Below are 21,962 nucleotides of genomic sequence, written 5' to 3'. Positions count from 1 at the left end.
GTATTTATTTAAACAAAATTACATTACGTATTTATATTGCTTTTGAAGAACCCATACTCACTATCAATAAGTAAAGACCTATCTAAAAAGCTATTAAACTCCTCACAAGCATTTTCCGGTACCAATGTACAGGAATAACAAGCCGCCATATTTAAACCACCTACGCCCTGTCCATCTTCCGTATTATAACAGATAGGATCGGATGCACAATCAGTTGCTCGATATAAGGCTGAATTTAATAATCGGGTAAAATTCTGTTCAGTTGATTGCGATACCAAACCACCATAACTTCCTTCTGTTCCTGCAACCGTATATATCAAAACACCAAGCATATTGTGTTCATCTACAAAAAGTCGCTCGTTCAGTGACGTAGCAGGATATCCGCACAGAAATTCCAATTCTTTGATTAGTAGGTGAGAAAATGTATGGACTAAAACGAACCGGGCTAAGTGTCTTTCACTTTGGAATTTCTTTTGAACACTCAACATCTCATTGATTTTTGAGTTGTCAAATAATGTTTTGACCCTATTTGAAAAAGATTTGTTCTTGAACGATTTTACCAACCATTCATTAATTCTTCTATCATCAAAAGCAACAAAAATTCCCTCACCAAAACTTTCAATAGCCGGCAAGTATTTTGTTTGGTTTCCGTCCTCAGAGGTGTATTTAGGTTGTATGTTAGCTTCAAGAGTTTCACCGCTCAAAAATTGGTCGCTATCTATAGGCTCTTGTCTGGTATAAGCGGTTTGAACTGTTGCTATTTTTAACCTTTTAATCGCTGTTAAATTAACTAAACCATAACTATTTAGGTTTTCAAGGGCTATTCTGTCAAAAACTAAATTGTTATCCTCAGAGTTTTTGCCCGGATAATTTAATCGGTTAGGTTCGGTTATAAAATTGTACTCTTTTAATCGATACTCGGTTTCTGGTTCAAATTTTCCGTCTATTTCTCCTTGTATGAATTTTTCTATTTTTCCCTTCTCGTACTTCTTGCGAAGGGCCTTGTATATAAAATCTAAATCTTCTCCCTCTTCTTTCCATTCAATTATGGCCTTTTGGTCCTCAATATCAATATCCCTTTTGGTAGGAAGATAAATACTGCTTACCAAAATCGGGTAGTAGCAACTGTTACTTGTCCTAAGAACAGGTTTAAAATATATTCCCACTTTATTCGGAACTTTAATTCTCAGGCCAAACAAACCGGAAAGGGTTTTTCTTGAACCACAAGACCTGCATTCTATGCGAATCCCTGCTAAGTCCGAAAATTTTTTGGATTTGTAATACCTGAAATCCGGGGTGTCACAACATAGGTTATCCCAATCAAATACAAGATTGTCTTCGTTTTGTCCTTCATCTTTTTGTTCTTTAGTTTTCTTAACCACCTTGTTCCAATGTTCCCACGGGATATCTCGTGCCTCTCCGGTGGGTGCAGTCATAATGAACCTGACTTGCTCTAAGTCATAAAAAAACCTTTGTCGAGTCCCGGTTTCTTTGTTAGTGTTCTTTGCTTTGTCGTAGCAGTAGGGGCATCTCGGTGGAATAAAATCGCTCATCTCTGCTTTGCCACCGTGTTTTTGGATAATTCTTTTCCATTCAACCCACCACTTATTTAAATGGTTGAATCTTTCGCAATTGTTGCAATAAAACCATTTGGGAAAATACTCTGAACTGACAACTGTATCAAAATCAGCCGGAATGGACTTGTTATGTGGATGTGCCTGATTTGGTGGGACCCTAAGAAATTCTTCGAGTTTTGGAAAGCCCTTTTGTGTTTGCAACCTTTTCAGAAGCCGGTTATCGTTCACTTTAAATTCCAAAGGCTCAATCTTTCCCTCCTTTATTGCTCTAAAGAATGGCCATTTTTCAAAGAGTTCAATTTTCAAAGCGCCTTTAGGTGTTTCAATGATAGATTCAACACCACCATAAGAGCTTATGATTTTCCGAGTTTGAGTTTCGGTGTATTTAAATTTTCCCATTTCCAAAATTTGCTTTGATATTGATAAAAGTGTTGCTGTCTATTTCTCTCATAGATTGCATCACCACCCAATCTTGATTTTCGTCTTTTTCAGAAGGTTTTTTTAGTAACTGTTTATATTCCTTCACTCCAGATTTCCGTACCCTGTCTATCCAATCATACGCAAGTTCATCGAGTCTTTTTTCAAACCAATTGCTTTCGGTGGAATGGTTGCCGAACCGCTCCTTAACCAATAATTTTAAACCATTAATGTCTTCTTTCTGAAAGTGGACAACATCTTTGCCTCCTGTCCTACCCGGTAGTTTGTTCCTAACATAAGCCACCATAAGGCTTGTAATCATCTTTTCGATAGTATTTTCCGTGAAAGGTGTAATGCTCAATGGCTCGACACTTTTGTAAAACGCCTGGTGGAAATTATTGAAATGCTCAAAATATGATTTTTCCCTTGCCCTGTTTGGGTTTAATAATGAAATGGCCAAGCCTTGCGTACTTCTACCAACCCTACTCGAAGCCTGAATATATTCCGCTATGTTTTTCGGCATTCCATTTAAAAGCATCACATTGAGTTTGCTGATGTCAATCCCTACGGAAATCATATTGGTAGCCAAAACAAAATCGACAACATCATTTATGTACGTATTACCAATTTGACTTCGGTCTATCTTTTCTGTTTTAAACGGCTTTTCAATTTCGCTTAGAACGGACTTAATTTTGGTGCTTTCAACCCTACTCGTAAGTTCTTGAGTTCGGTTAGGAATCCCAAAATAATTGAAAGTATAATCCCGAAAATCACCTTGAAATAGGTTGGATAACCGGTGTTGAAGCGTAGAAGTAAAGGTGGAAACTTCGTCTCCGACTTTATTGAAAATCTTCCCGACATCCTTTAAGCTGTTGTAGTAAGATACAATTGTCCAATAATTGTTGATAGTGTCTTTGGTTTCCCTACCCGCATAAACTTCCAACCTTGCTACAAGCAGATGCGCAAGCAACTGTAATTGAGTGTCGGTTGAAGTCTTTCCAGTTGGCAGAAACCCGATGTACCTTCGTTTACTCGTGTTACTTTCTCTGGCAAAGAAACTATCACTATAATGGATTCCCGAAGGTGGAAATACATTCACACTTCTGTTACCATACAATTTTTCTACTTGGTGTTGCGTATTTCGCGTGGTTGCAGTCGAAGCAATTATTTTTGGTGCTATCCCATTCTTTGTTGCCAAGGATTCAATAACGCTTTCAAAAATGCCGGTAATTGAGCCAAGGGGGCCATTCAATAAGTGTAATTCATCTTGTATGATTAAGTCAGGGGGTAACTTGTCATTAACCAAAGAATTGAAAAAATTATGGGCTTTTTCCTGCCAAGCAAGCATTGCAAATTTGTCGACCGTCCCAAATAAAAGCGTTGGGGGATTTTCATACAATTCTTCATCAACAACTTGTACGGGGATTTTGTCTGAAAAAGCACAAGAATCATTTACACATGAAATTGTAAATCCATTCTTCTTACTATGTGAAAAACCGTGTGCCCATTTGAGTTCGCCACTTCTTTTTGCAGGTTTTTTTGTGATTAATTTGGTTCCGCACCAAGGACAACTATTTATCTGAAAGGTATTTTTCCCTTGCGGATTTCCGTTTTTCTTCTCACACTCTGATTCAATGGCATTGATTTGTTTTTTTGCCTCTTCAACTTTATTTGGGGTTGATCCCATTCCAACCCACAACCCGATAGTAATTGGTTCGTCTTTTAAGTCATTTGAAAACTCAAACTGTTTTCGCAAAAACTCCAAGGCAGAAATTAACCGGGACGCCCTTTCAAATTGTTGGGCGGTCAATAACCTCAATGTATATCGCATTATAACAGAAGTTCCTCCATAGCCTTCTTCATTTTTCAGTCGCCGAAAGGCAATTGTTAGGGCCGTAACCGCTAAATATGCTTCTGTCTTTCCACCACCGGTAGGAAACCAAATCAAATCAACAATTTCTTTTCTCGACTTGCCTTCAGGGTTCACAACGCCATCAATACTTAATAATAAAAAGGCAAGTTGGAAAGGTCTGTATGCGGGGATAAATTTTATTTTCCCTTCGGAAATTCTTTGTTCGGCATCATAATTTTGGAAAAAGAATAAATCATTGAGGTTTTGGGTTGGTGCTTCTGACAATTCTTTTTCGGTTTTACCGTAATCCGTATCATTAGACGTGATTAACTGGATAAACATTGCTGTATTGGCAAGTTGGAATGCTCTGAAAGCATCATCATCTGTCAACAATTGGATGTTAGATTTTAATCGGTTAAGGTTTTCTATTTGCCTCTTAATGATTCCGCCGCCAATTGCTTGGTTTTCTTGTGATTCTTTTTTGTTCAACACCTTTTGTTGGTCAATCCAATCACTGTATTGATTCACAAAGTAATTGAGATGCTCAATAGTTGTCTTTTGGTCAAACCCCCAAACCGAGAGATTGTGAATGTTCAGGGTATCATTTAGTTTTTTGTCTCCTTTTCCGAAAGTATTGGTAACATCTTTTATATCTTGAATGGGAAGGAATGTGGTTTTTATTACGCTTTGAACGCCATCCCAAGTTGTAGAACAATTATGCCCGATCGCGTAATTTTTTACTGAACGGTAAATAAAATCCAATTCTTTGGCTTCATCATCCTCAAAATATTTTGCCTTAGCATTTTTGTTTTCAAAGGGAAGAAAATCGGTAGAGTTAACTGTTATCTGAGCTTGGAAAAGGCTCTTTACGTTGAGTGTTTCATTTTTATTTGAAAACCTATTTGCCGGGTGTTTTTCGGATAGATTGACCAATTGGATTTTCACAAACCGCCTACCCTCTTGATTTATGACACGTAAATTATAGCCAACTTTTGTGTTTTTGTGGGTGTCATATTCTAATACTAATGGAATAGGTTCCTTAGTAGATTGAACGGGAACTTCGAGAGTAGTACTGTAGTTGATTCTTTTCCATATCCGCCCTTGGTTTATGATTCTTTCGAGTAAATCTACAAAATACTCAGCGGACGAATCTCTTAAATTGGTAGTCTTTTTATACTCGTCAAAGGCCAAATATTCCCCGCTTCTGGACTTTCCTTTTCCTCCGGCAAATCCACCAAGTTCTCTTTCTAAAAACATAAAGCCATCTTTGTATTTCAGAATGTCTTTAAAGGGAAGTTGATATGGGATGTTTTCATCAAAAAAAGAACGGTATCCCTGTTCCGAAATCTTAATCTTTATGTCCTTGTTTTTTGGCTGGTAGTATAGCCCAAAAGAAAAAGTTACTTCAAGTGAATTGGTGTCTTTAGGTACGCAAACAGAAAGCCCGATATTAGTTGGAAAGAAATTAGTCTTGCTTATTTTGTCCGATTCGTTTTCATTGCTCGATTGGGGCTTGTCTCCATTATCTTCATCCTCTGTTTTTTGTTCATCCTCATAGTCATCTATTTCCGTTTCACTTTGCAATTCTGCTGCGTCTAATTCAGCTTGTGTAGCTACGGTATCTTTATTCGGGAAAAGTATTCCCGAAAAGTAGCGTTGTAGGGGAGTATCGTTGGAAATAATTTCTTCGCCATCAGGCAATCCCCAAGTGTCAGACCCGGGGCCAATCATTCCTTTTTCTATCCTATTTTGGAATTTTTCACGTGCCAAAAAGTCTGCATTATTCTGATTCATCTTCTTCGGTTATTTGAATGCTTTTAATTGTTTTTAATGGTGCAGATCTGTCTGATATAGATTCTATTTCTTCATCTGAAAAGGTGGATAAAATTTGCCCTTTATTCCCTTCAAGAATAAAGTCCATCACCTCATCGCTTAAATCTCTTCCCAAAGCTATCATCAAACCATTATATGTTTCTTTACTTCTGATAACTGAGCCTATATGCTGGTTTAAAACCGGATTTTTAACACATCTGCCAATGGCTAATAAATCCTCTTTTCTCTGAGGAAATTTAACTGGGCTTTCCAGGTTGAGCCAATTTTTCAATGTCGCAGTACTGTTAATGGACAACCCCTCTTTTTTTAAGTCATTTAAAAGCCTTTCTTCGGTATAGCTGAACCCCTTGTTTTTAAAGTGGTCTGACAAACATTGCTTCCAAAGCTTCACGTGCTTGTCAATTTCAGTCAGTCTGCCATTTTCATCCTGTTGGCTTGCGGTATCAAACAGGATTTCTTTGGAAGGGTTAGCATAAACCCTTATATCGTCCCCGACCACAAGATTACAAATCCGTATTCTTTTTTTATGGCCATTATTTTCTGTCAAAACCGTTTTCGTTCCCTCAAAAACCACAGACTCTCCGTCATAATACTCAATCTTGTAATTGACGGATTCAGCAGCTTCGTATGTGTAGTTGCTGACTTGGGAACGATCTTTTTCGCTTATCCTGCCAATAAGTTCGGCAATGTTTTCCGGTTCTGCTTTTGGTTCTTCTATAGGGTATTTTATTCCGCACAAGTGTTCCCTGACTCTGGTTCCAAGTTCTGAGGCTACTTCCTGTTCAAATCTTTGATTTAGTGTTTCAATAGCTTCAATTTCTTCAGGATAAGCCAAAATGGTAAACTTGTGAAACGTATTTCTCAAAATGGATAATAATTCATCAGGAGGAAGCCCATAAACAAAAGGGCTAAGCAATAAAAAATTCTTTTTCAACTTAGGTTTGACAATCCCTTTTTTGAAATTCTTGAAACCAATGACCTTAAAGTTGGTTTCGTCTTTCCAAACATCTTCGAACCGGTCAGGGACTATAATATAGTCAAACAAAGCATTATGTAGGGATTCGAGTTTTCTGTTTTCGAATGAATTAAAAAGTTCCTCTTTTCTATGAGAAAATGTCTGTAAAGTTTCGGTAGGGTCGAGGTTTTGGTTAAAAAATTCTTGTTTGATTATCTCGATATACTTTTTGTCTAAGATGTACTTTATATACTCAATTTGATTGTTTTGTCTTCCATTCGTATCAGGAAGCACTAATGAATAAAGCAATTTCTTTATTCCTGTAAAACTTGGAAGTCCTACACTTTTGTCATTCTCTATTTCTTTTAGAAAGTTCTTGAAACTGGCAATCTCATTGATGAAGTCATCATTGATGACTTCAATCGTTGAAATTTCAGCTTCTTCGGTTTCTTTTAAAGATGCAATTTCTGTGGTAGTCCATTTCCATTTAAGGAAATGATTATTTTCGTCTTCAATATCTTCCGTTCCAACAAGGATAGAAAATGGCACTTTTTCGTTCCTTAAATCTCTTTTTAGTTTTATTAATGCTTCTTCCTGATATTTGTTTTTGCCCATCAAAACCACCGTTTCAATTTCAACATCGGTTTTATCATCGATGATGTAATCCTTGGCCGTTTCATAGTCCGGGGCAAGGTAAATCATAGGGTCAACAGGAATTTGAGAGGTTTCAAACCGTCCGTTTTTATTTACCCATTGAAACGGAATTGCTTTTAGCAAATTGATGTCCTCGATTGTATGGTTTTTAAGTTCGTTCAAAAATTGCTTTTTGTCGAGAATTATAACTGCCTTGTATTTGAATTCCGAAGGTAATTGATGACCGATATTGGGAAAGACTTGGTTGAAGAAGTTCTTGTAGTGGTTTAAGTTTGTCCTTACAATTCGGTTAGAAAGATGAGCATTCGTTTTTGTGTACTTTTTTAAACTTTTAGTACTTACACTTGGGTAATGCCCTTCTGAGTTTTTTAGATAATGGGTGCCGTCTGGGTTTTTTCTCACATATTCGTATCTCTTTCTGTTTTTTTGCAAGATGTCACCATTCTTATAGGCCGTAATATCATCGCAATAATTTTTGAAAAACAAAGAAATGGCAATTGAAATAAATGTTGGTAAGTAGATTTCGTGTTTTAGGCTTTTGTCCGTGGTCTTAAGAAGTAAGCTTTTTTCTTTTCCAATAGCCGTATCTAACAGGAAAAAGTTTATCAGTTCAAATTCAGAGAAATTGAATTTGTCCAAGTGATACTCTTTGTTAAGGTATCCCTTGGCTTTTGAGGATATGTCAGTTAGATAGGTTAGGGTTTTGCTCATTTAACAAAAATATCAATTTCTTTTAAAGGTTCGGTGCGTTTGTAAGAAATGGATTTTTGGTTTTTTCAGTGTTGGGGAACCCTAAATGTACCATTTTGTGCGGCTGGCTTTCCACAATGAGGCACAATATCCAAATATACGCAATTCATCACTTTAATCCATAACAAACATAATTCCCGAAACATTCCAGTATTATAGAGGTTTATGATCGTTTTATATGTTCATCATTCCTTGTAACAGTTCATTATTTTATGTGTTGGATTTTATCATACCAAGATAAATTCATTCGCAAAATAGATTTACGACTTTCCGTAATACCAAAAAACCCGCCTTCCATACAAAAACAGAAGCAGGAAAACGGTCCGCAGAAAACCTAAAAAGAGAAGATCAACAAAGAAAGATGATAATTAGGACTATCATCACGGCAATGTTATGGATCATAGTTTTTGGGGGGGGGTAAAAACGCGTTTTATGGAAGATACTTGTCTCGCTTTACCTAAACGAGCAAAGCTTATTTCGTCTTTAATTCTTTAATGTACTTATCTACATTAATTTCTAACTCAAGTAGAGTTATTGTCTTTAAATCCAATGCCTTGGCCAAAAGGATCAATTTATCTAAGGTAGGGTTAGCTTCTCCTCTTTCAACAGTCCCTATGAAGAATTTGGTTAAGCCAGTATTACTGTCAGCGAGTTCTTGTTGAGAAATATGTTCTTTATCATACTCTTTACTATGTATTCTTTCCCTAAGTTCTAATAAATACTTCCCAAGTTTTTCCTTTTCAGTCACTCTTCTTTTATTTGGAATCATTAAATTTCTAACTTATCTCAAAAAATAATGGTATGATATATCTTACCGTTTATGATTTTTTACTATATTTGTATGGATTAATATAAATTTGCAATTCTTCAAATAGAAAATATTGGAAGCAATTGCTTTGAATCTCGAACAGAAAACTGGCACTTTTCATTTACAGCGAGAGGATAAGTAAGATTGCTCACGACCCGGGCGTGGGCTCTTTTATCGCTGTAAGGTATGCCAGTACCCCTGTTCGATAAGTAGAGTTCCACGCCCATCCATTTTCTATCATGGGCTTTCTCAATAACTCTTCTTTTCTAAAGCAAAGGTTTCTGCATAGGATCACTATGAAGTCTTGCAAGGGAGGTCTTCTACCCTAAGTACTCCAAACAAAACCTATTTGCAAAACTTTATACTTATGAAAAGCATACACGGTCCCCTACCAAAATATTTTGAACTATTAAAAAATGGTGACCCTTCTGCTTTAGAACTAATTCATGCTCAATATCGTGGCATCATCTTTTGGGTTGGTAAACGAATGCTAAATGATCATTTTGTCGTAGAATCCTTAGTTCAAGATACTTTTTTAAAGCTATGGGTTCATAGGGACAGGATAGAAAGACCTGAGCATATTCTCTATTTCTTAAAGTTTGTAATGAAAAGGGAATGTATTTCATACTACACTAAACCCAGGAATAAGTTTTTCAGAAAAGTCAATTCCTTAGAGGACTACGACAATTACCAGGACTATATGGCAGGATACGATCCGGCAAGTGTGTCTGAAAACCTGGAAGACCAGGAGTTAGAACAAAAGGCCTTCGACCGGATCAAAAGCGTATTACCCTTGCTCAATGCAGAAAGAAGGCATTTAATTGAACTCTGTTTAAAATACGGCTTTCGGTATAAAGCCATTTCCGATGTTATGGGAACAAGTATAAACGAAACCTGTCATGGGGTAAAGATGGCTATTAGGAATATCAAGACCATCATTGACCAAGGACAGTTCTTGCAACCCCAAAAAAAGTCTTCCTCTTCAACGAAAGTCCAAAGAAGTATGACCGAGGAACAGGCAAGGATATTGAACCTACGATATGAAAAGAAGTATTCGTTTGCCTCCATTGCCACTAAGCTAAATTTATCCGAGAAGGAAGTGCACAGCCAGTTTATGTCCGCGTACAAGCTATTGCAGGACAAACACCAACAGCAACCACAATCAGCCTGATATGGGAAAGTCTACTCTGAAACTGACCCGAAAGATCCAGTTACTGGTTGATTTACCTACTAAAGAAGAACGGAAGGAAAAACTGGATAAACTCTACCAGTGGCAGAATCGGTGTTTTAGAGCCGCTAACCTTATTGTTTCCCATTTGTACATACAGGAAATGATCAAGGAATTTTTCTATCTATCAGAGGGAATAAAGTATAAACTGGCCGATGAAAAAAAAGACAAACAAGGAATCTTACAACGCTCCCGTATCAATACGACCTATCGCGTGGTATCAGATCGCTTTAAAGGGGACATCCCTACAAACATATTGTCCAACCTGAACAGGACCCTGATCGCCTCCTTTAACAAAAATAAGCCCGAATACTGGAAAGGCGAACGCTCGCTGAAGAACTTCAGGAGGGACATGGCTTTTCCCTTTGGCCCCGAGTGTCTTAGCGGATTATCCTTTAATACTGAGAAACAGGTCTTTTGCTTTCGTTTGTTCCAAATCCCCTTTCGTACTTACTTGGGAAAAGATCACACCGACAAACGAAGACTATTGGAGCAGGTGATAAAAGGGGAGACCAAACTTTGTACTTCCCATATCAAATTAAAGGATGGCAAAATCTTCTGGCTGCCTGTTTTTGAAATCGAAAAAGAAAAACATGGCCTAAGACCCGAAGTGATAGCGGAGGCTTCTTTGTCACTTGAATATCCCATTGTAGTGAAGACTGTTAACGCCAGGCTCACCATTGGCACCAGGGAAGAGTTCCTGTACAGAAGATTGGCCATACAGGCAGCCCTTAGAAGGGCGCAGATCGGGGCGACCCATTGCAGATCGAGCAAAGGGGCCAAAAGAAAACTGAAAGCTGTGAACAAACTCCGCAATGCGGAAAGTAATTATGTGCACCATTGTATACACGTATACAGCAGGAGATTGATCGATTTTTGCATTAAACATCAGGCGGGAACGCTCATTTTATTAAATCAGGAGGACAAGATCGAGATCGCTAAGGAGGAAGAATTTGTATTGCGGAACTGGAGTTATTATGAATTAATGACAAAAATAAAGTACAAAGCCGAGAAGGCAGGTATTGAATTCATCACAGATTAAGAGGTCTATCGAGGGTGCTTGTACACCCGTAAGGTGAGGTCAATGACACTCACTAAATACGAACAGCATATACAACGCGTGGGCTCTCTTATTTTATAGACCTAAATTTCCAGATAAAACAAAGGGAATGTCCCGTAGACCGCTTTTTTGCCCAGGCCATAGGGGAGGCCATGCCCAAAAAGCCCCAAATCCTTACCGAACTAATACTATTTTGCGCGGTTTTTTTCCTTGTCTGCCCAATCTTGGTACAGCTTTTCAGCTTCTGGAGCATCCCTAAAAAAGCTGTTATAGTGCCGGACATAGCGGTTCATGGTTACTTCTGTATTTTCATTTTTCTGATAATAGAAAAAAGAGATGCCTAAACAAAGGAGGGTGGTCCCGATACAGACAAAAAATATAATGACCAGCCATCTCGGAAAAAGATAGGTACCTTCTACGAGTTCAAAAACTTTATCCAGCTTGCTACCCTGCTCTGACAGGTTTTTCCCCTGAGAGCGAAGACCGGTTCGTAATAGTTGTTCTATATTAGTAGCATCTGCTTTGACCTTAATATCCCCCAGACATTTCGTTAATTCTTCTAACCTATTTATAGATTGATTAAACCCGTGTATTTCTTCGGTAAGCAATTCTGCGATTTCCTCTATTTTTGCCATGACATTCGTATTTTTAATAGCCTATTCCGAAACTTGTATCGATAGCCTTTTTAGCAACTTGTTTTGCCAACTCCTTAGCTATTTTGACGGTAATATTACTGCTTAGCTCCACAGCTTTACCCATTAGGTTAACCTGGTTGTTTTGTATCAGCTTTTGGCCAAACTGTTGATTACGGGATAAAGCTACCCCCAATTTCGCCCCGGACATCTCCCGGTGGACTTCGCTGCCTTTCAGGTTATGATTCTTGTATTGAAACCGAAAACCTTGCAACTGGTTCTGTTTGTTTATAGTGGGGATTACCGAGACCTGTTGCCGTTTCATCAGGGAAATATACTCATCAAAACTTTTCGGTCTGTGTTGCTGTATGATCCGGTCGTGTACCTGTTTGATCTCATTCCGAACTTGTTTCAGGGATTGATCTTTGTTTTGCTGTACTTCTCTGACCGTGGTAAGCTGCAATTGCTGTGCGGTCCTTTCGGCAGACTTCTGGCTGCGTTTGCCAATATAGTTGTCTTTATACGCCTTACCCTGAAAATCAATCCGGTTAACATATAAATGAATATGCGTATGTGCTTTATCTCGATGTACAAAAGCGATGGCCTGCCGTTCTCCCAATTCCATTTCTTTCATAAAAGTGTCGGTAAGTTCTTCCAGGTCTTCCCTGCTAAGGGTTTGGCCATCTTCAATAGTAGGACTAAGTACAAAACTCAGCGTATTCTTTTCACAGCGGGCATTCATGTCCTGTATCATTTTAAACTCTTTGGTCACTTCTTTCGGGTTCTCCCCGCAAAGGTTTTGGGTATAGACGATTTCAGCATTCTTTTCCTGGTTCCATCCGTATTGCATGGAAGCCCGGGTATGTGCTATGGATTTGCCCTTGCCGATCATTTTTTAAAATTATAGAGGTGTGTTTTTATTTCCTGGACTAACCGGGCTACTTCATTGGCGAGTTTTGGGTTTCGTTTGCGGAACATATTCCTGATACGTTGAAAGTTGTTGTGGTACTGTACCAACATTTTATAAGCGTCCAGTTGTTCTTCGGTTAACCGCTCTACAATCCGGTCTTCCATAACGGCCCTCCGGCAATAAGCGCTCATACTCAAACCGGTTCTTTTGGCTTTGACATACAGCAGCTTCTTTTCGTACTGTGTACAGCGAAATTTGATATAGGCGCTCTTGTTATGTTTGTTTTTTCGTACCACCGGAATGTGAAATAAATAGATTCAGCTTGTCTTCTTGTACTATCTAAAATTTTTCTTTTGCGACCTCCGGGAGCAAAAGCGAGATTGTTTTTGTGGCAACAAAAACACATCTCGAAATTCTTACTCAGATGGATAGTTTCTTTTAGGCATCCTCTATTGGTTGGCATCCCTAATATTGGGTCGATGCTGAAAGAATAGAATAATATGACGGGCCTTTCTTTGGCGCTATTTCCTACTCGGTTTAATTAAACCCGGATTCTTCCGGGCCAGTTCCAGAAGTTCAGCTTTAGAAAAGAAAATAGATCGACCGATTTGGTAATAGGGTACTAATCCCTTTTTCTTCCAACTAATTAAACTCGTTACCGAAATACCCAAAAACTTGGCGGCTTCCTTTTGGGATAATCGGTCCTCTTCGGAGTTCATAGCAGTATTGGAAATAATTTCTGTTTTTCGGATTTCTTCCACAACCATCCGCACTACCCTTTTTAAATCTTCCTTGTTGTGGGTATAAAACAATACATTGCTCATCATCAAACTGTTTTAAGGTTAAACTTCCGTTTCAACAGTTCAAAGTTGGCTTAAAAAGGAGAAGGCTCGTTAAATATTCGCCTAATTGGAAATACAAGGGATTGAAAATAAGTCAAGTGTATGCAACAATAAAGCGTTCTTATCTTTATCATTTTCTTTTAATCCGATCAAGAAAAGCCCGAATATTAGGAGTGTTTCTATAATGCTCTGAAAATTTATTCTCACTGGGAATTTTTTCTATGGAATTTCCCAACCAGGGATAAATGGTATTGAGAAAGGTGGAAACATCCGAAAATGAATTGGTGATAATTTCCTCTTTACACAAAACCCAAAACAATTCAATAAAGTTTGTTTTATCATCTATGGGAGGAGCTTCAAAAGGGCCTTTTATTTTCCGAAGGCGTTGATGCTTTTTTTCGGTTTCAAAGTGCATGTAAACGAAATACCGGATTTCGTTCTCGTATTGATGATTATAATAGTCGTTTAAGTAGTTGACCATGTCTTTCTGCCCTACTCCTTCCTTTCCGTGGTGCCCCTGTGGCCTTAGTTTTAATTTTATGGAAGTGTGCGGTGGAGCTGTGATAAAAATAGAAGGTTCCGGTGTGTTTTTGGTTTCCGGGGTCATTTCTTTATCAGTTATTTCCTCAAAATTTATCACCTCCCAATTACCATTAACATTTTTTATCCGTTTTCGTTTGAAGAAAAAGTATAATGCCGTAGTAGCCACCACTAAAAAAATAAAATACAAAACAGTTGCAATAATCCGGTCTGTGGTATCGTACGCATCATCCAACAGGTAAGTTACTTCTACAAAAGTAAATGCACAGAATAAAGCGATAAAAAATATGGCAAATAGATTAGTTCTGAAAAAATGGCGTATTGTCCGGACCAAACCATTAAAGGCATTGTCCGCCTTTATCATCAATACCCCTATATTTTTAAAAATCCGGTTCATACTTTGTTCCAGGTACTATTCATTTATTTCATTTACGAAATAAATAAACTTTTATTCCACTCATTCCCTCCCATTTAAAAAAGTATCATTTACTAAAGTGAAGGTTTATCGACATTATGCAGATACCCCCAATTTTTGGCACAAACCTCCGATTCCTTAATAATTTCTATAGGATAATCATATAATTCAAGAATCTTGATGGCGTTTCTCGTCCTAAGCCTGCCGGGTCTCAGTTTATGATCGAAAATCAAGCTATTGTTCTCAATACTTTCCGCAAAATGATATAATTCGAAATTCTCGTTCTCCAACAATTCAGTCAGTTCCAAATCATGAGTTGATACCATGACTATGTGGTTAGCCTTATTCAGATAGGACAATATAGCTTTTCCCGCAGCAATTCTTTCTACGGTGTTTGTTCCTTTGAAAAGTTCATCCAATACAAATAAACACGGGGTTTCATCCTCAGAGGTCTCTATAAGATTTTTGATGGTTAAAACCTCCTGAAGGTAATAACTGGTATTTTTCATAAGATTATCCGAAATCCTTATGGATGAGTATATCTTAAGAAACGGAGCAATATAGCGGTCAGCGAAACATACATTTATTGTTTGAGATAATATAGCGTTGATACTGAAAGATCGTATAAATGTGGTTTTTCCCGACATATTAGACCCTGTAAGTAAAAGGCTTCTGTTTTTTAAAGCCAAATCATTGGTAATACAATTTTCAATCAGGGGATGGTATAGGCCTTCTACCACAATACTTTTGTCACCACTAAATACCGGTTCACAAATTTTGTGATGCCCGTGATACAAAGAAGCACATGAAATGGCCGAATCTACTTCTCCAATAAACGAAAACAACTTTCTGATATTTGCCTTTTCCTTTTCCAGGGAAGCCTGGAAATGATAGAATAGAATAAACTCTATATTGAACGTGATTTTCAGTAATTCCGTCATAAGCCAAAACAGGGCGGCATATTCGTTGTCTAATTTTTTTTCCCATTCAATAAACCTGGCCTTAGACAAGACAGGTTTTATATTACTCATAAAACCGAAATCCTTATGATAAGACCGAATCTTTGAAAAAGTTATTAATTTATTAGCAACCCTATAACTAACAGACAGTTGCCCGACACCGTTTAAATAGTACTGAATCACATTCTTGTTCCTGTAATGAAAAACCATATTACAAACAAATACAGGTATCAAGGTCAAGCTTACTATCGGATAGTAAAAGCTTAAAATCACTGATAGGATGGCCAGGGTGGACAATAAATAAACTATCCATATTTTCCCTGACTTTTCAGTAGGTTCCGGGCGGAACAACTCTTCAAGATAGTAAGACTTATAGGAGGATAGTTGACATAACTCCTGTTGGCTATCCACTCTTAGGGCTTCATCTGAGCCGAACATACGGGAAAAATTCCCAAATCTTTTCAAAGAAGAGATAGATGTGACGGTTCTTAGCTGTCTGTAAAGGTATTGTTGCCCTATCTTCGAACAGGTACGATCAATATACCGAAATACTTCATCCATATCCAAATCATCCCAAGTACTGTCCGAAATGATCTGATAAGCATTCTTCAGGTCATTATTATTCCTGAAGTACAAACCAATTGTATCAAAATTATAATACTCATCTTCCTTGGGGAGTCCCCAATTATCCTGAATAAATAATCTGAGTTTACGTCTCTTTTGGTGCTCAATACATCTTTTGAAGATCAATAAAATGGCCACCACTATTACTATACCAAAAATCCAATTCATATTATTTTAACACGTTGAGAAGGCCAAATTATCATGGTCATCCTTTCTATTAGTCTTTTCTGTTATATCCCAACACCAAGTGTGTGATGGTTATTGACATTTCAGAAATGAGTTAACTATCTTACTCTTTTCCGCATCTTTAAACTGATTTTAAAGGCTATAGTTATACAATTACCTTTCTTCAAATATAAGAATCTGTTTCATAATTTGTTCCAGGTACTGTCCATTTCCTTCTGCTTAAAATCTTCTGCTATTTTTACATAGCGCTTAAAAGAACTTTCCTTTTTATGCCCTGTTATATCCCGGACAATCATTTCCTTCATTCCCAAAATAAGGCTGTTGGTTACAAAAGTCTTCCGTGCTGTATGGCTTGTAATCAGCTCGTGTTTCGGAAAGGTTTTATCAATACGTTTTTGGCCGATATACCGGGTAATGGTTGTTGGAGTATTTATTTCTACTTCTTCACAGCATTCCTTTATATACTTATTAAACTTTTGTCCTGAAATTACCGGAAGAGGTTCATAAACGGTGTCCCTGTATTTATCTAATATCGTTTTAGAGTACATATTTAACGGTATTTTATGATCTATGGTCCTCGTTTTTTGTACATTAATACGGAGGTGATTGTCGAATATATTTGAAGTCCTTAATTGTTTTATATCACTGTACCGCAATCCGGTAAAACAACCAAAGCAGTACACATCCCTTACATGCTCCAAACGTTTGGATTCAAAGTCATGGTTATACAATGTCATTAATTCATCCATAGTTAAATAAATGACTTCCGTTTCATCTTCCTGCCGTTTAAATCTCTGATAAGCCAGGTTCTCGTGATAGCCCCTTTCATAGGCCCAATTCATAAAGGTTTTGAGCACCGATATGATCTTGAAAAAATAGTTATTCCTCGCTTCTCTTTCTTCAAAGGCATAATCCCTTAGCTTCTCATAAAACTCCCTGTTGATACTTTCAAAATGCAGCTTATCACCTGTAAACGCTTCAAAAGCGGTTAAAAAGTTCTTATTTGTCACATAGCCTTTTATGGTTCTTTCGGATTTTGTAGTCTTATTAATGTCAATGAACTCCTGAAAAGAAGTAAAAAAATCATGAGAAAAATTTACGTTGGCCCATCCATCACTTTCAATCTTTTCTATGATAAATTCTTTGGAAGGGCTTAAACCATTCAAATGAATATATCGGTATAAGGCAGCAAATTTCGTTTTGATCTCTTCTATTTTCTTGTTGTATTCCAAATGAAAATTATACGCCTCAGATTTATAAGGCGCTTTGATCTTTTCCTCTTTATCTTTCCAGTGAGAAGGAAGACATTTTACCCCTTTAATCTGCTTTCTTATCCTTTGTCCATTCAAGGTTATGGTGTAATAAACGGGAACAAATCCCCTTTTATCTATCTTGTTCTTAACGATATGAAATGAAACTTGCATAATAATTCCTATTGATTTAATTGCCCAAAAGAGGTGGCAAAAAAGGTGGCAAAATTTGAAAAAAACTTAAAAAAAGTAGATTCAAGTAAATTTCACCTATCTCAAATATAATGATTTACAGAAAGTTATGAGAGTTTGAAAACAGAAAAGTTTTACGGTATTCCCACCCGAGGTACAAAAAGCTCTTGAAATCAATAAAAATGCGCTCTTAAGGCGCATTTTTTTATGGTTTCTATTTTAAATAAATTACGCACCGAATACTCGACCGAATACTTTTCTAAGAAATATACCAAACCAAAAATTTATCATGGCGGAATAGAATCAAACACAATACCTCACCCCCCAGGCAAAGCCACATTTACTGCTTTTGCATCCTTTCTGAACTGCTGTTCCATAGCCCGTTTCATCTTTTCCGCAACTTCGGGATATTTCCGGATCAGGTTTTCTCTTTCTGAAGGATCTGCCTCAATATCATATAATTCAAATACTGCGGGGGCATTTACATGCCGTGCCCTCAGCAGTTTCCAGGGTTTTTGAATCAGGCTTTCCTGCAAATGACCACGAACATAGATCTCGTGATTCTTCTGATCCGAAGGTTTTTGCAGTATGGAATGAACAGATTTCCCTTCTACCTGTTCCGGTACCGGTACTTCTGCCAGTTCTAAAAAAGTAGGCATCACATCGGTCACACTCATATAGTGCTGAAGTTTCCCGGTTTCGGCATAGCCGTTCCAGGCAATAATGGCCGGCACGCGGATTGCACCTTCGTAATTACTGGTTTTATAGTCCCGCAACGGGTGGTTGCTTCCCAACTGGTCGTTCGGGCCATACCTGCCGTCATATTGTGTGACAGGATTCCATTTTTCCTGGGCCCCGTTGTCGCTTATAAACAATACGACGGTATTTTCTCTCCGGCCCAGGTGATCCAGGTGCTCCAACACTTTCCCTATGGCATTGTCGAGATGTGACATCGCTGCGGCGTAATCACGTCTCGATCTGTTTTCAATAAAATCGTATGGCGCTTTCCACTGCCCGGGTTCCTGCAACGGAATATGCGGAGCACTGTAGGCCAGTTGTAAAAAGAAAGGCCGGCCTTTATCTCTTTGATCGAGCCATTGCAGTGCCTCCCGGGTAATTAGATCGGTGGCGTGCCCCTCTTCTTCAATGAATTCTCCCTGCCGGTGCCAGCTGCGGTCCCCGTTTTTGTACCGGTGGGAATACTGGTCTATCTGCCCGTGCAAAAATCCGTAAGAATAATCAAACCCATAGGCTTCCGGCCCGTTCTCCGGTTTCAGTCCCAAATGCCATTTACCGATTAAAGCGGTCTGGTAATCTGCTTTTTTTAATGCCTGCGGAAGGGTTACAATACTGTCGGGCAACGTCTTTTCACTGCGTCCGCTGATCGGAGCAACGATGCCGATCCTGCTGGCCGGCATTCCCGTGAGCAAACTTGCCCGGGAAGGTGAACAGGTGGGGTTTACATAAAACCTTTCCAGCTGAATCCCTTTTCCGGCAAGCTGATCCAGGTGAGGCGTTTTAATTTCCGAACCGTGGAAACTCATGTCATTCCACCCGGCATCGTCTGCAATGATTACCAGGAAGTCCGGTTTTCCTGATATGGTTTTCTGCGGATCGGTCTCTGTTTCTCCGGAAGTGAATTTTTTATTTTTACAGGAAAAAGCAATACATAAAGCCAGACAACAGATACCTGTTTTAAAAAATGAAAGCTGAAGGTTCATGAGAATAAATTTACAGTATGCCATTTACATACGTTTCTTTATATGTGAATCTTGTTTAAATTGATTTTAGCCTGCTTTTGTCTGAAGCCCGAAAACGGAAGTCCCGGGATCAATTTTTCACTTCGGGAGCCCGACTTCCATCCTCGTTCATGTTCGTCTTGTAGTTTATTTCAGATTGATCGTCGTTTTCTTCCTGTTATTTCCCGGAATGCTGAAAACGGAAACCCCGTCTTTTTCCTGTTGAAGCCGAAGTGGTTTTCCATCAGCTTCCGCTGTCGAATATCTTCCGTGCAGACGAAGATTATACGTCCTGTTCCCCAGCTTATATTTTCCTTCGGAAGGATGAATGGTCACTTGTGCCTGATCTTCTCCCGAAGTGACTTCAACCCTGGTCAGGGCATATTGCCCTTCCTGGTAATCCAGGCTTTTTCCGTCGTCATCATACAGTGTGAAAGAAGAGTTTCCGTCCGGGTAAATATCCAGTGTAATGGTGTCCACATCCTTCTCTCCAACGTATTGCACCACTTCCTGACCTGGAATAATGGCTCCTCCTTTTATAAAAACCGGCATTTGATCCAAGGGGCATAGAACATTCAAATATTGTTTGCCGTCAAACTGCTCCCCGGTCCAGTAATTCGTCCATTTTCCTTCGGGAAGGTAAACGATCCTGGTTTTTGCTCCTTTGGTAGTAACCGGGCAGATAAGCATACTTTCGCCGAACAAATACTGGTCGGTGATGGTATACACATTAGGATCATCTTTATATTCCAGTACCAGTGCACGCATTAACGGCATTCCCGTTTTATGGTTCTGGTAAGCCGTACTGTAGATATACGGGATCAAGCTATAACGAAGATCGTCGTATTGTTTAAAAATACGTTGTGCTTCCTCACCGTAATTCCAGGGTTCCTTGTAGTTGGGATGTTCCATTCCGAAAAGGTGCGCAACAGGGCTGAAAAAGCCAAACTGGCACCACCTGATGTACAGTTCGGGATCTGCCACGTGTTCAAAGCCCCCCATATTGTGGCTCCAGTACCCTACCCCGGACATCCCGATATTCAGTCCGGCCGTAATTACCGGCTCGAAATACTGCCATTCGCTGGGCCAGTCTCCCGCCCATATAAAGGGATAACGCTGGATACCGGCATAACCTTCACGGGTGTGGTTCATGCCCCGCATATTGTTGTATTCCTGGTACTTTTCGTAAGGCGCCCTGGCATAGGCTATCGGAAATACATTGTGCAGCGATTTGATTTCCTGTCCCTGCGGCCCGGTTTTGTCACTCTCGTTTGCTTTTCTTCCGAAAGCACTTCCCTCGTCGGTTTTAAAGAACATCGCACCTTGCCGCGCCACAAGCATCGCCCCGTTTTTCCACCACCAGTCAACGGCGTCTTCATCAAAAAAATTGACAAACTCCCCGGAATTGCCGGGCTCCGGGTACACATAGCCCGCTTCCCTGGCTTTATCCAGCAAGCGTAATTTTTTACCGTTGTCAAAACGCGGGCGAACATGCAAACCAACCGCATTCAGGTTTAAGGCATACAGGCTGTCGAACATTTTTCCGGTATCGTGAAAAGTTTCCCGCCACTCAAATGTAGTGGCGCCACTTCCCCCGTTTTCACCAAACATTCTCCAGGTAGAATCCAGGTGAAGTACATCGACAGGAATGTGAAATTTTCTGAATTTTTCAACCAGGGCCACCGGGTAGCGGGCAGAAGTTTTCTCTTCGTGACCCCAGGTACCGCCGCTGTAGGTCCCTACGTGCAACCCCATGGCAAATTTCGGCAACATGGGCGATTTCCCGGTAATCGAAGTATATCCGTCCAGGATCGCCGGCAGATCCGGGCCGTAGATAAAATAATAATCTGCTTCCGGATCTTCGGAAAAAAAGCGATAGGTTTCCGGGTCTGATTTTCCCATATCCCATGTAGAGGGATAAGCCGTATGGTAGAAAATTCCGTATCCCCCGGTACTCATAAAAAACGGTACGGGAGCATAATTGGCTTCCAGTATGTTATAAGCCCCGGTAATATGGGGCTTCCCCAGACCGCGGCCCACATTAAGCGTCACCTCTTTCCCACGTCGGTCAAGAAAGTCCATTCGTTCCCCGAAACCGAAAAAATGCTCGTCGGCCCGGAGCTTTTTCGCAATTCCGGAATGACCTTCGGGGATCGGTGTTGCCGAAGTATCTGAGCTCAACAGGTTTCCGGATTTATCGTAAATACTGACCTGAAAAGGATCTTTTTCAATCTCAATGTTTAACCGGTCTGTCTGAAAAGTGACCTTATCTGCCGTTTCTTTCCGCCGGACATCTACTTTATCCCAGTGATAATTACTGACCATATAAGGTTCCTCTTCCCTGAATTCACCATTCCAGGAGGTTCTGAAACGGACGATAGAAGGGGTACAGAATTTGATTTTCACATCGGCGTCGGAAGTTTTCAGGTGAAAGCTGTTGTCCCCCTCAGAACTTATGTTCCGGACACGGCCTGTTTCCTGGGCCACGATAAGCGGGCATATACATACAGCGGCAAGAACAAATAGTATATTTTTCAAA

At 39.2% G+C, this 21,962-nt stretch carries 15 protein-coding genes; 2 read left to right on the top strand and 13 right to left on the bottom strand.

Translation table 11 applies throughout. The features are described 5' to 3' along the window. Window positions 1–23: 23 nt before the first annotated feature. The 4 genes from drmB to DN748_RS12935 all read right to left on the bottom strand — a co-directional run bounded on the left by drmB (window position 24) and on the right by DN748_RS12935 (window position 8,786). Window positions 24–1,976 (bottom strand): DUF1998 domain-containing protein, encoded by a 1,953-nt coding sequence (gene drmB / locus DN748_RS12950; RefSeq protein ID WP_112372252.1) that lies wholly within the window; start codon window positions 1,974–1,976, stop codon window positions 24–26. Beyond that, window positions 1,963–5,640, bottom strand: coding sequence for a helicase-related protein (locus DN748_RS12945; protein ID WP_201741477.1), 3,678 nt, complete (start codon window positions 5,638–5,640; stop codon window positions 1,963–1,965). The genes drmB and DN748_RS12945 overlap by 14 nt, the downstream gene beginning before the upstream one ends. Further along, entirely contained in the window at window positions 5,627–7,999 is a 2,373-nt protein-coding gene (locus DN748_RS12940; RefSeq protein WP_112372251.1) for a DrmE family protein, read from the bottom strand. Before DN748_RS12940 ends, DN748_RS12945 begins: the two co-directional genes overlap by 14 nt. A 511-nt stretch (window positions 8,000–8,510) precedes the next feature. Continuing rightward, window positions 8,511–8,786 carry a helix-turn-helix domain-containing protein gene (locus DN748_RS12935; protein ID WP_112372320.1) on the bottom strand — a complete coding sequence of 92 codons (276 nt, stop codon included), beginning with the start codon at window positions 8,784–8,786 and terminating at the stop codon, window positions 8,511–8,513. A gap of 427 nt (window positions 8,787–9,213) precedes the next feature. Between DN748_RS12935 and DN748_RS12930 the strand changes: the two genes are divergently transcribed. After that, entirely contained in the window at window positions 9,214–10,017 is an 804-nt protein-coding gene (locus tag DN748_RS12930; RefSeq protein WP_112372250.1) for a sigma-70 family RNA polymerase sigma factor, read from the top strand. Between the two features lies 1 nt (window position 10,018). Continuing rightward, complete coding sequence (locus DN748_RS12925; protein ID WP_112372249.1) at window positions 10,019–11,116, top strand: hypothetical protein; 1,098 nt, start codon at window positions 10,019–10,021, stop codon at window positions 11,114–11,116. A gap of 206 nt (window positions 11,117–11,322) precedes the next feature. On the opposite strand, the gene DN748_RS12920 is transcribed toward DN748_RS12925, so the two are convergent. The 9 genes from DN748_RS12920 to DN748_RS12880 form a co-directional block, all read right to left on the bottom strand. Continuing rightward, the gene (locus DN748_RS12920; protein WP_112372248.1) at window positions 11,323–11,769 is read right to left on the bottom strand and encodes a DUF6730 family protein; all 447 of its coding nucleotides are present in this window, start codon (window positions 11,767–11,769) and stop codon (window positions 11,323–11,325) included. Between the two features lie 13 nt (window positions 11,770–11,782). After that, window positions 11,783–12,658 carry a relaxase/mobilization nuclease domain-containing protein gene (locus DN748_RS12915; RefSeq protein WP_112372247.1) on the bottom strand — a complete coding sequence of 292 codons (876 nt, stop codon included), beginning with the start codon at window positions 12,656–12,658 and terminating at the stop codon, window positions 11,783–11,785. Beyond that, complete coding sequence (mbpA, locus tag DN748_RS12910; protein ID WP_112372246.1) at window positions 12,655–12,972, bottom strand: mobilization protein MbpA; 318 nt, start codon at window positions 12,970–12,972, stop codon at window positions 12,655–12,657. The genes DN748_RS12915 and mbpA overlap by 4 nt, the downstream gene beginning before the upstream one ends. A gap of 225 nt (window positions 12,973–13,197) precedes the next feature. Then, entirely contained in the window at window positions 13,198–13,503 is a 306-nt protein-coding gene (locus tag DN748_RS12905; protein WP_236636861.1) for a helix-turn-helix domain-containing protein, read from the bottom strand. Between the two features lie 145 nt (window positions 13,504–13,648). Then, window positions 13,649–14,422, bottom strand: coding sequence for a hypothetical protein (locus DN748_RS12900; protein WP_146746611.1), 774 nt, complete (start codon window positions 14,420–14,422; stop codon window positions 13,649–13,651). A 125-nt stretch (window positions 14,423–14,547) separates the two neighbouring features. Further along, window positions 14,548–16,224 (bottom strand): MutS-related protein, encoded by a 1,677-nt coding sequence (locus DN748_RS12895; protein WP_112372243.1) that lies wholly within the window; start codon window positions 16,222–16,224, stop codon window positions 14,548–14,550. A 200-nt stretch (window positions 16,225–16,424) separates the two neighbouring features. After that, window positions 16,425–17,666, bottom strand: a complete 1,242-nt coding sequence (locus DN748_RS12890; protein WP_112372242.1) for a site-specific integrase — start codon at window positions 17,664–17,666, stop codon at window positions 16,425–16,427. Between the two features lie 335 nt (window positions 17,667–18,001). Continuing rightward, window positions 18,002–19,429, bottom strand: coding sequence for a sulfatase-like hydrolase/transferase (locus tag DN748_RS12885; protein ID WP_236636860.1), 1,428 nt, complete (start codon window positions 19,427–19,429; stop codon window positions 18,002–18,004). 141 nt (window positions 19,430–19,570) lie between these two features. Then, complete coding sequence (locus DN748_RS12880) at window positions 19,571–21,961, bottom strand: glycoside hydrolase family 31 protein (protein WP_236636859.1); 2,391 nt, start codon at window positions 21,959–21,961, stop codon at window positions 19,571–19,573. Between the last annotated feature and the right edge of the window lies 1 nt (window position 21,962).

Source organism: Sinomicrobium soli (assembly GCF_003285545.1).
Taxonomy (GTDB): Bacteria; Bacteroidota; Bacteroidia; order Flavobacteriales; family Flavobacteriaceae; genus Sinomicrobium.
This window is presented reverse-complemented; position numbering and strand designations above follow the sequence as displayed.

What these genes read in the sequence shown, in the direction of transcription:
- DN748_RS12940 (WP_112372251.1), bottom strand. Translation starts at nt 7,999, where the DNA reads ATGAGCAAAACCCTAACCTATCTAACTGACATATCCTCAAAAGCCAAG.
- DN748_RS12915 (WP_112372247.1), bottom strand. Translation starts at nt 12,658, where the DNA reads ATGATCGGCAAGGGCAAATCCATAGCACATACCCGGGCTTCCATGCAA.
- DN748_RS12920 (WP_112372248.1), bottom strand. Translation starts at nt 11,769, where the DNA reads ATGGCAAAAATAGAGGAAATCGCAGAATTGCTTACCGAAGAAATACAC.
- drmB (WP_112372252.1), bottom strand. Translation starts at nt 1,976, where the DNA reads ATGGGAAAATTTAAATACACCGAAACTCAAACTCGGAAAATCATAAGC.
- DN748_RS12895 (WP_112372243.1), bottom strand. Translation starts at nt 16,224, where the DNA reads ATGAATTGGATTTTTGGTATAGTAATAGTGGTGGCCATTTTATTGATC.
- DN748_RS12945 (WP_201741477.1), bottom strand. Translation starts at nt 5,640, where the DNA reads ATGAATCAGAATAATGCAGACTTTTTGGCACGTGAAAAATTCCAAAAT.
- DN748_RS12930 (WP_112372250.1), top strand. Translation starts at nt 9,214, where the DNA reads ATGAAAAGCATACACGGTCCCCTACCAAAATATTTTGAACTATTAAAA.
- DN748_RS12900 (WP_146746611.1), bottom strand. Translation starts at nt 14,422, where the DNA reads ATGATAAAGGCGGACAATGCCTTTAATGGTTTGGTCCGGACAATACGC.
- DN748_RS12905 (WP_236636861.1), bottom strand. Translation starts at nt 13,503, where the DNA reads ATGATGAGCAATGTATTGTTTTATACCCACAACAAGGAAGATTTAAAA.
- DN748_RS12885 (WP_236636860.1), bottom strand. Translation starts at nt 19,429, where the DNA reads ATGGCATACTGTAAATTTATTCTCATGAACCTTCAGCTTTCATTTTTT.
- DN748_RS12890 (WP_112372242.1), bottom strand. Translation starts at nt 17,666, where the DNA reads ATGCAAGTTTCATTTCATATCGTTAAGAACAAGATAGATAAAAGGGGA.
- DN748_RS12925 (WP_112372249.1), top strand. Translation starts at nt 10,019, where the DNA reads ATGGGAAAGTCTACTCTGAAACTGACCCGAAAGATCCAGTTACTGGTT.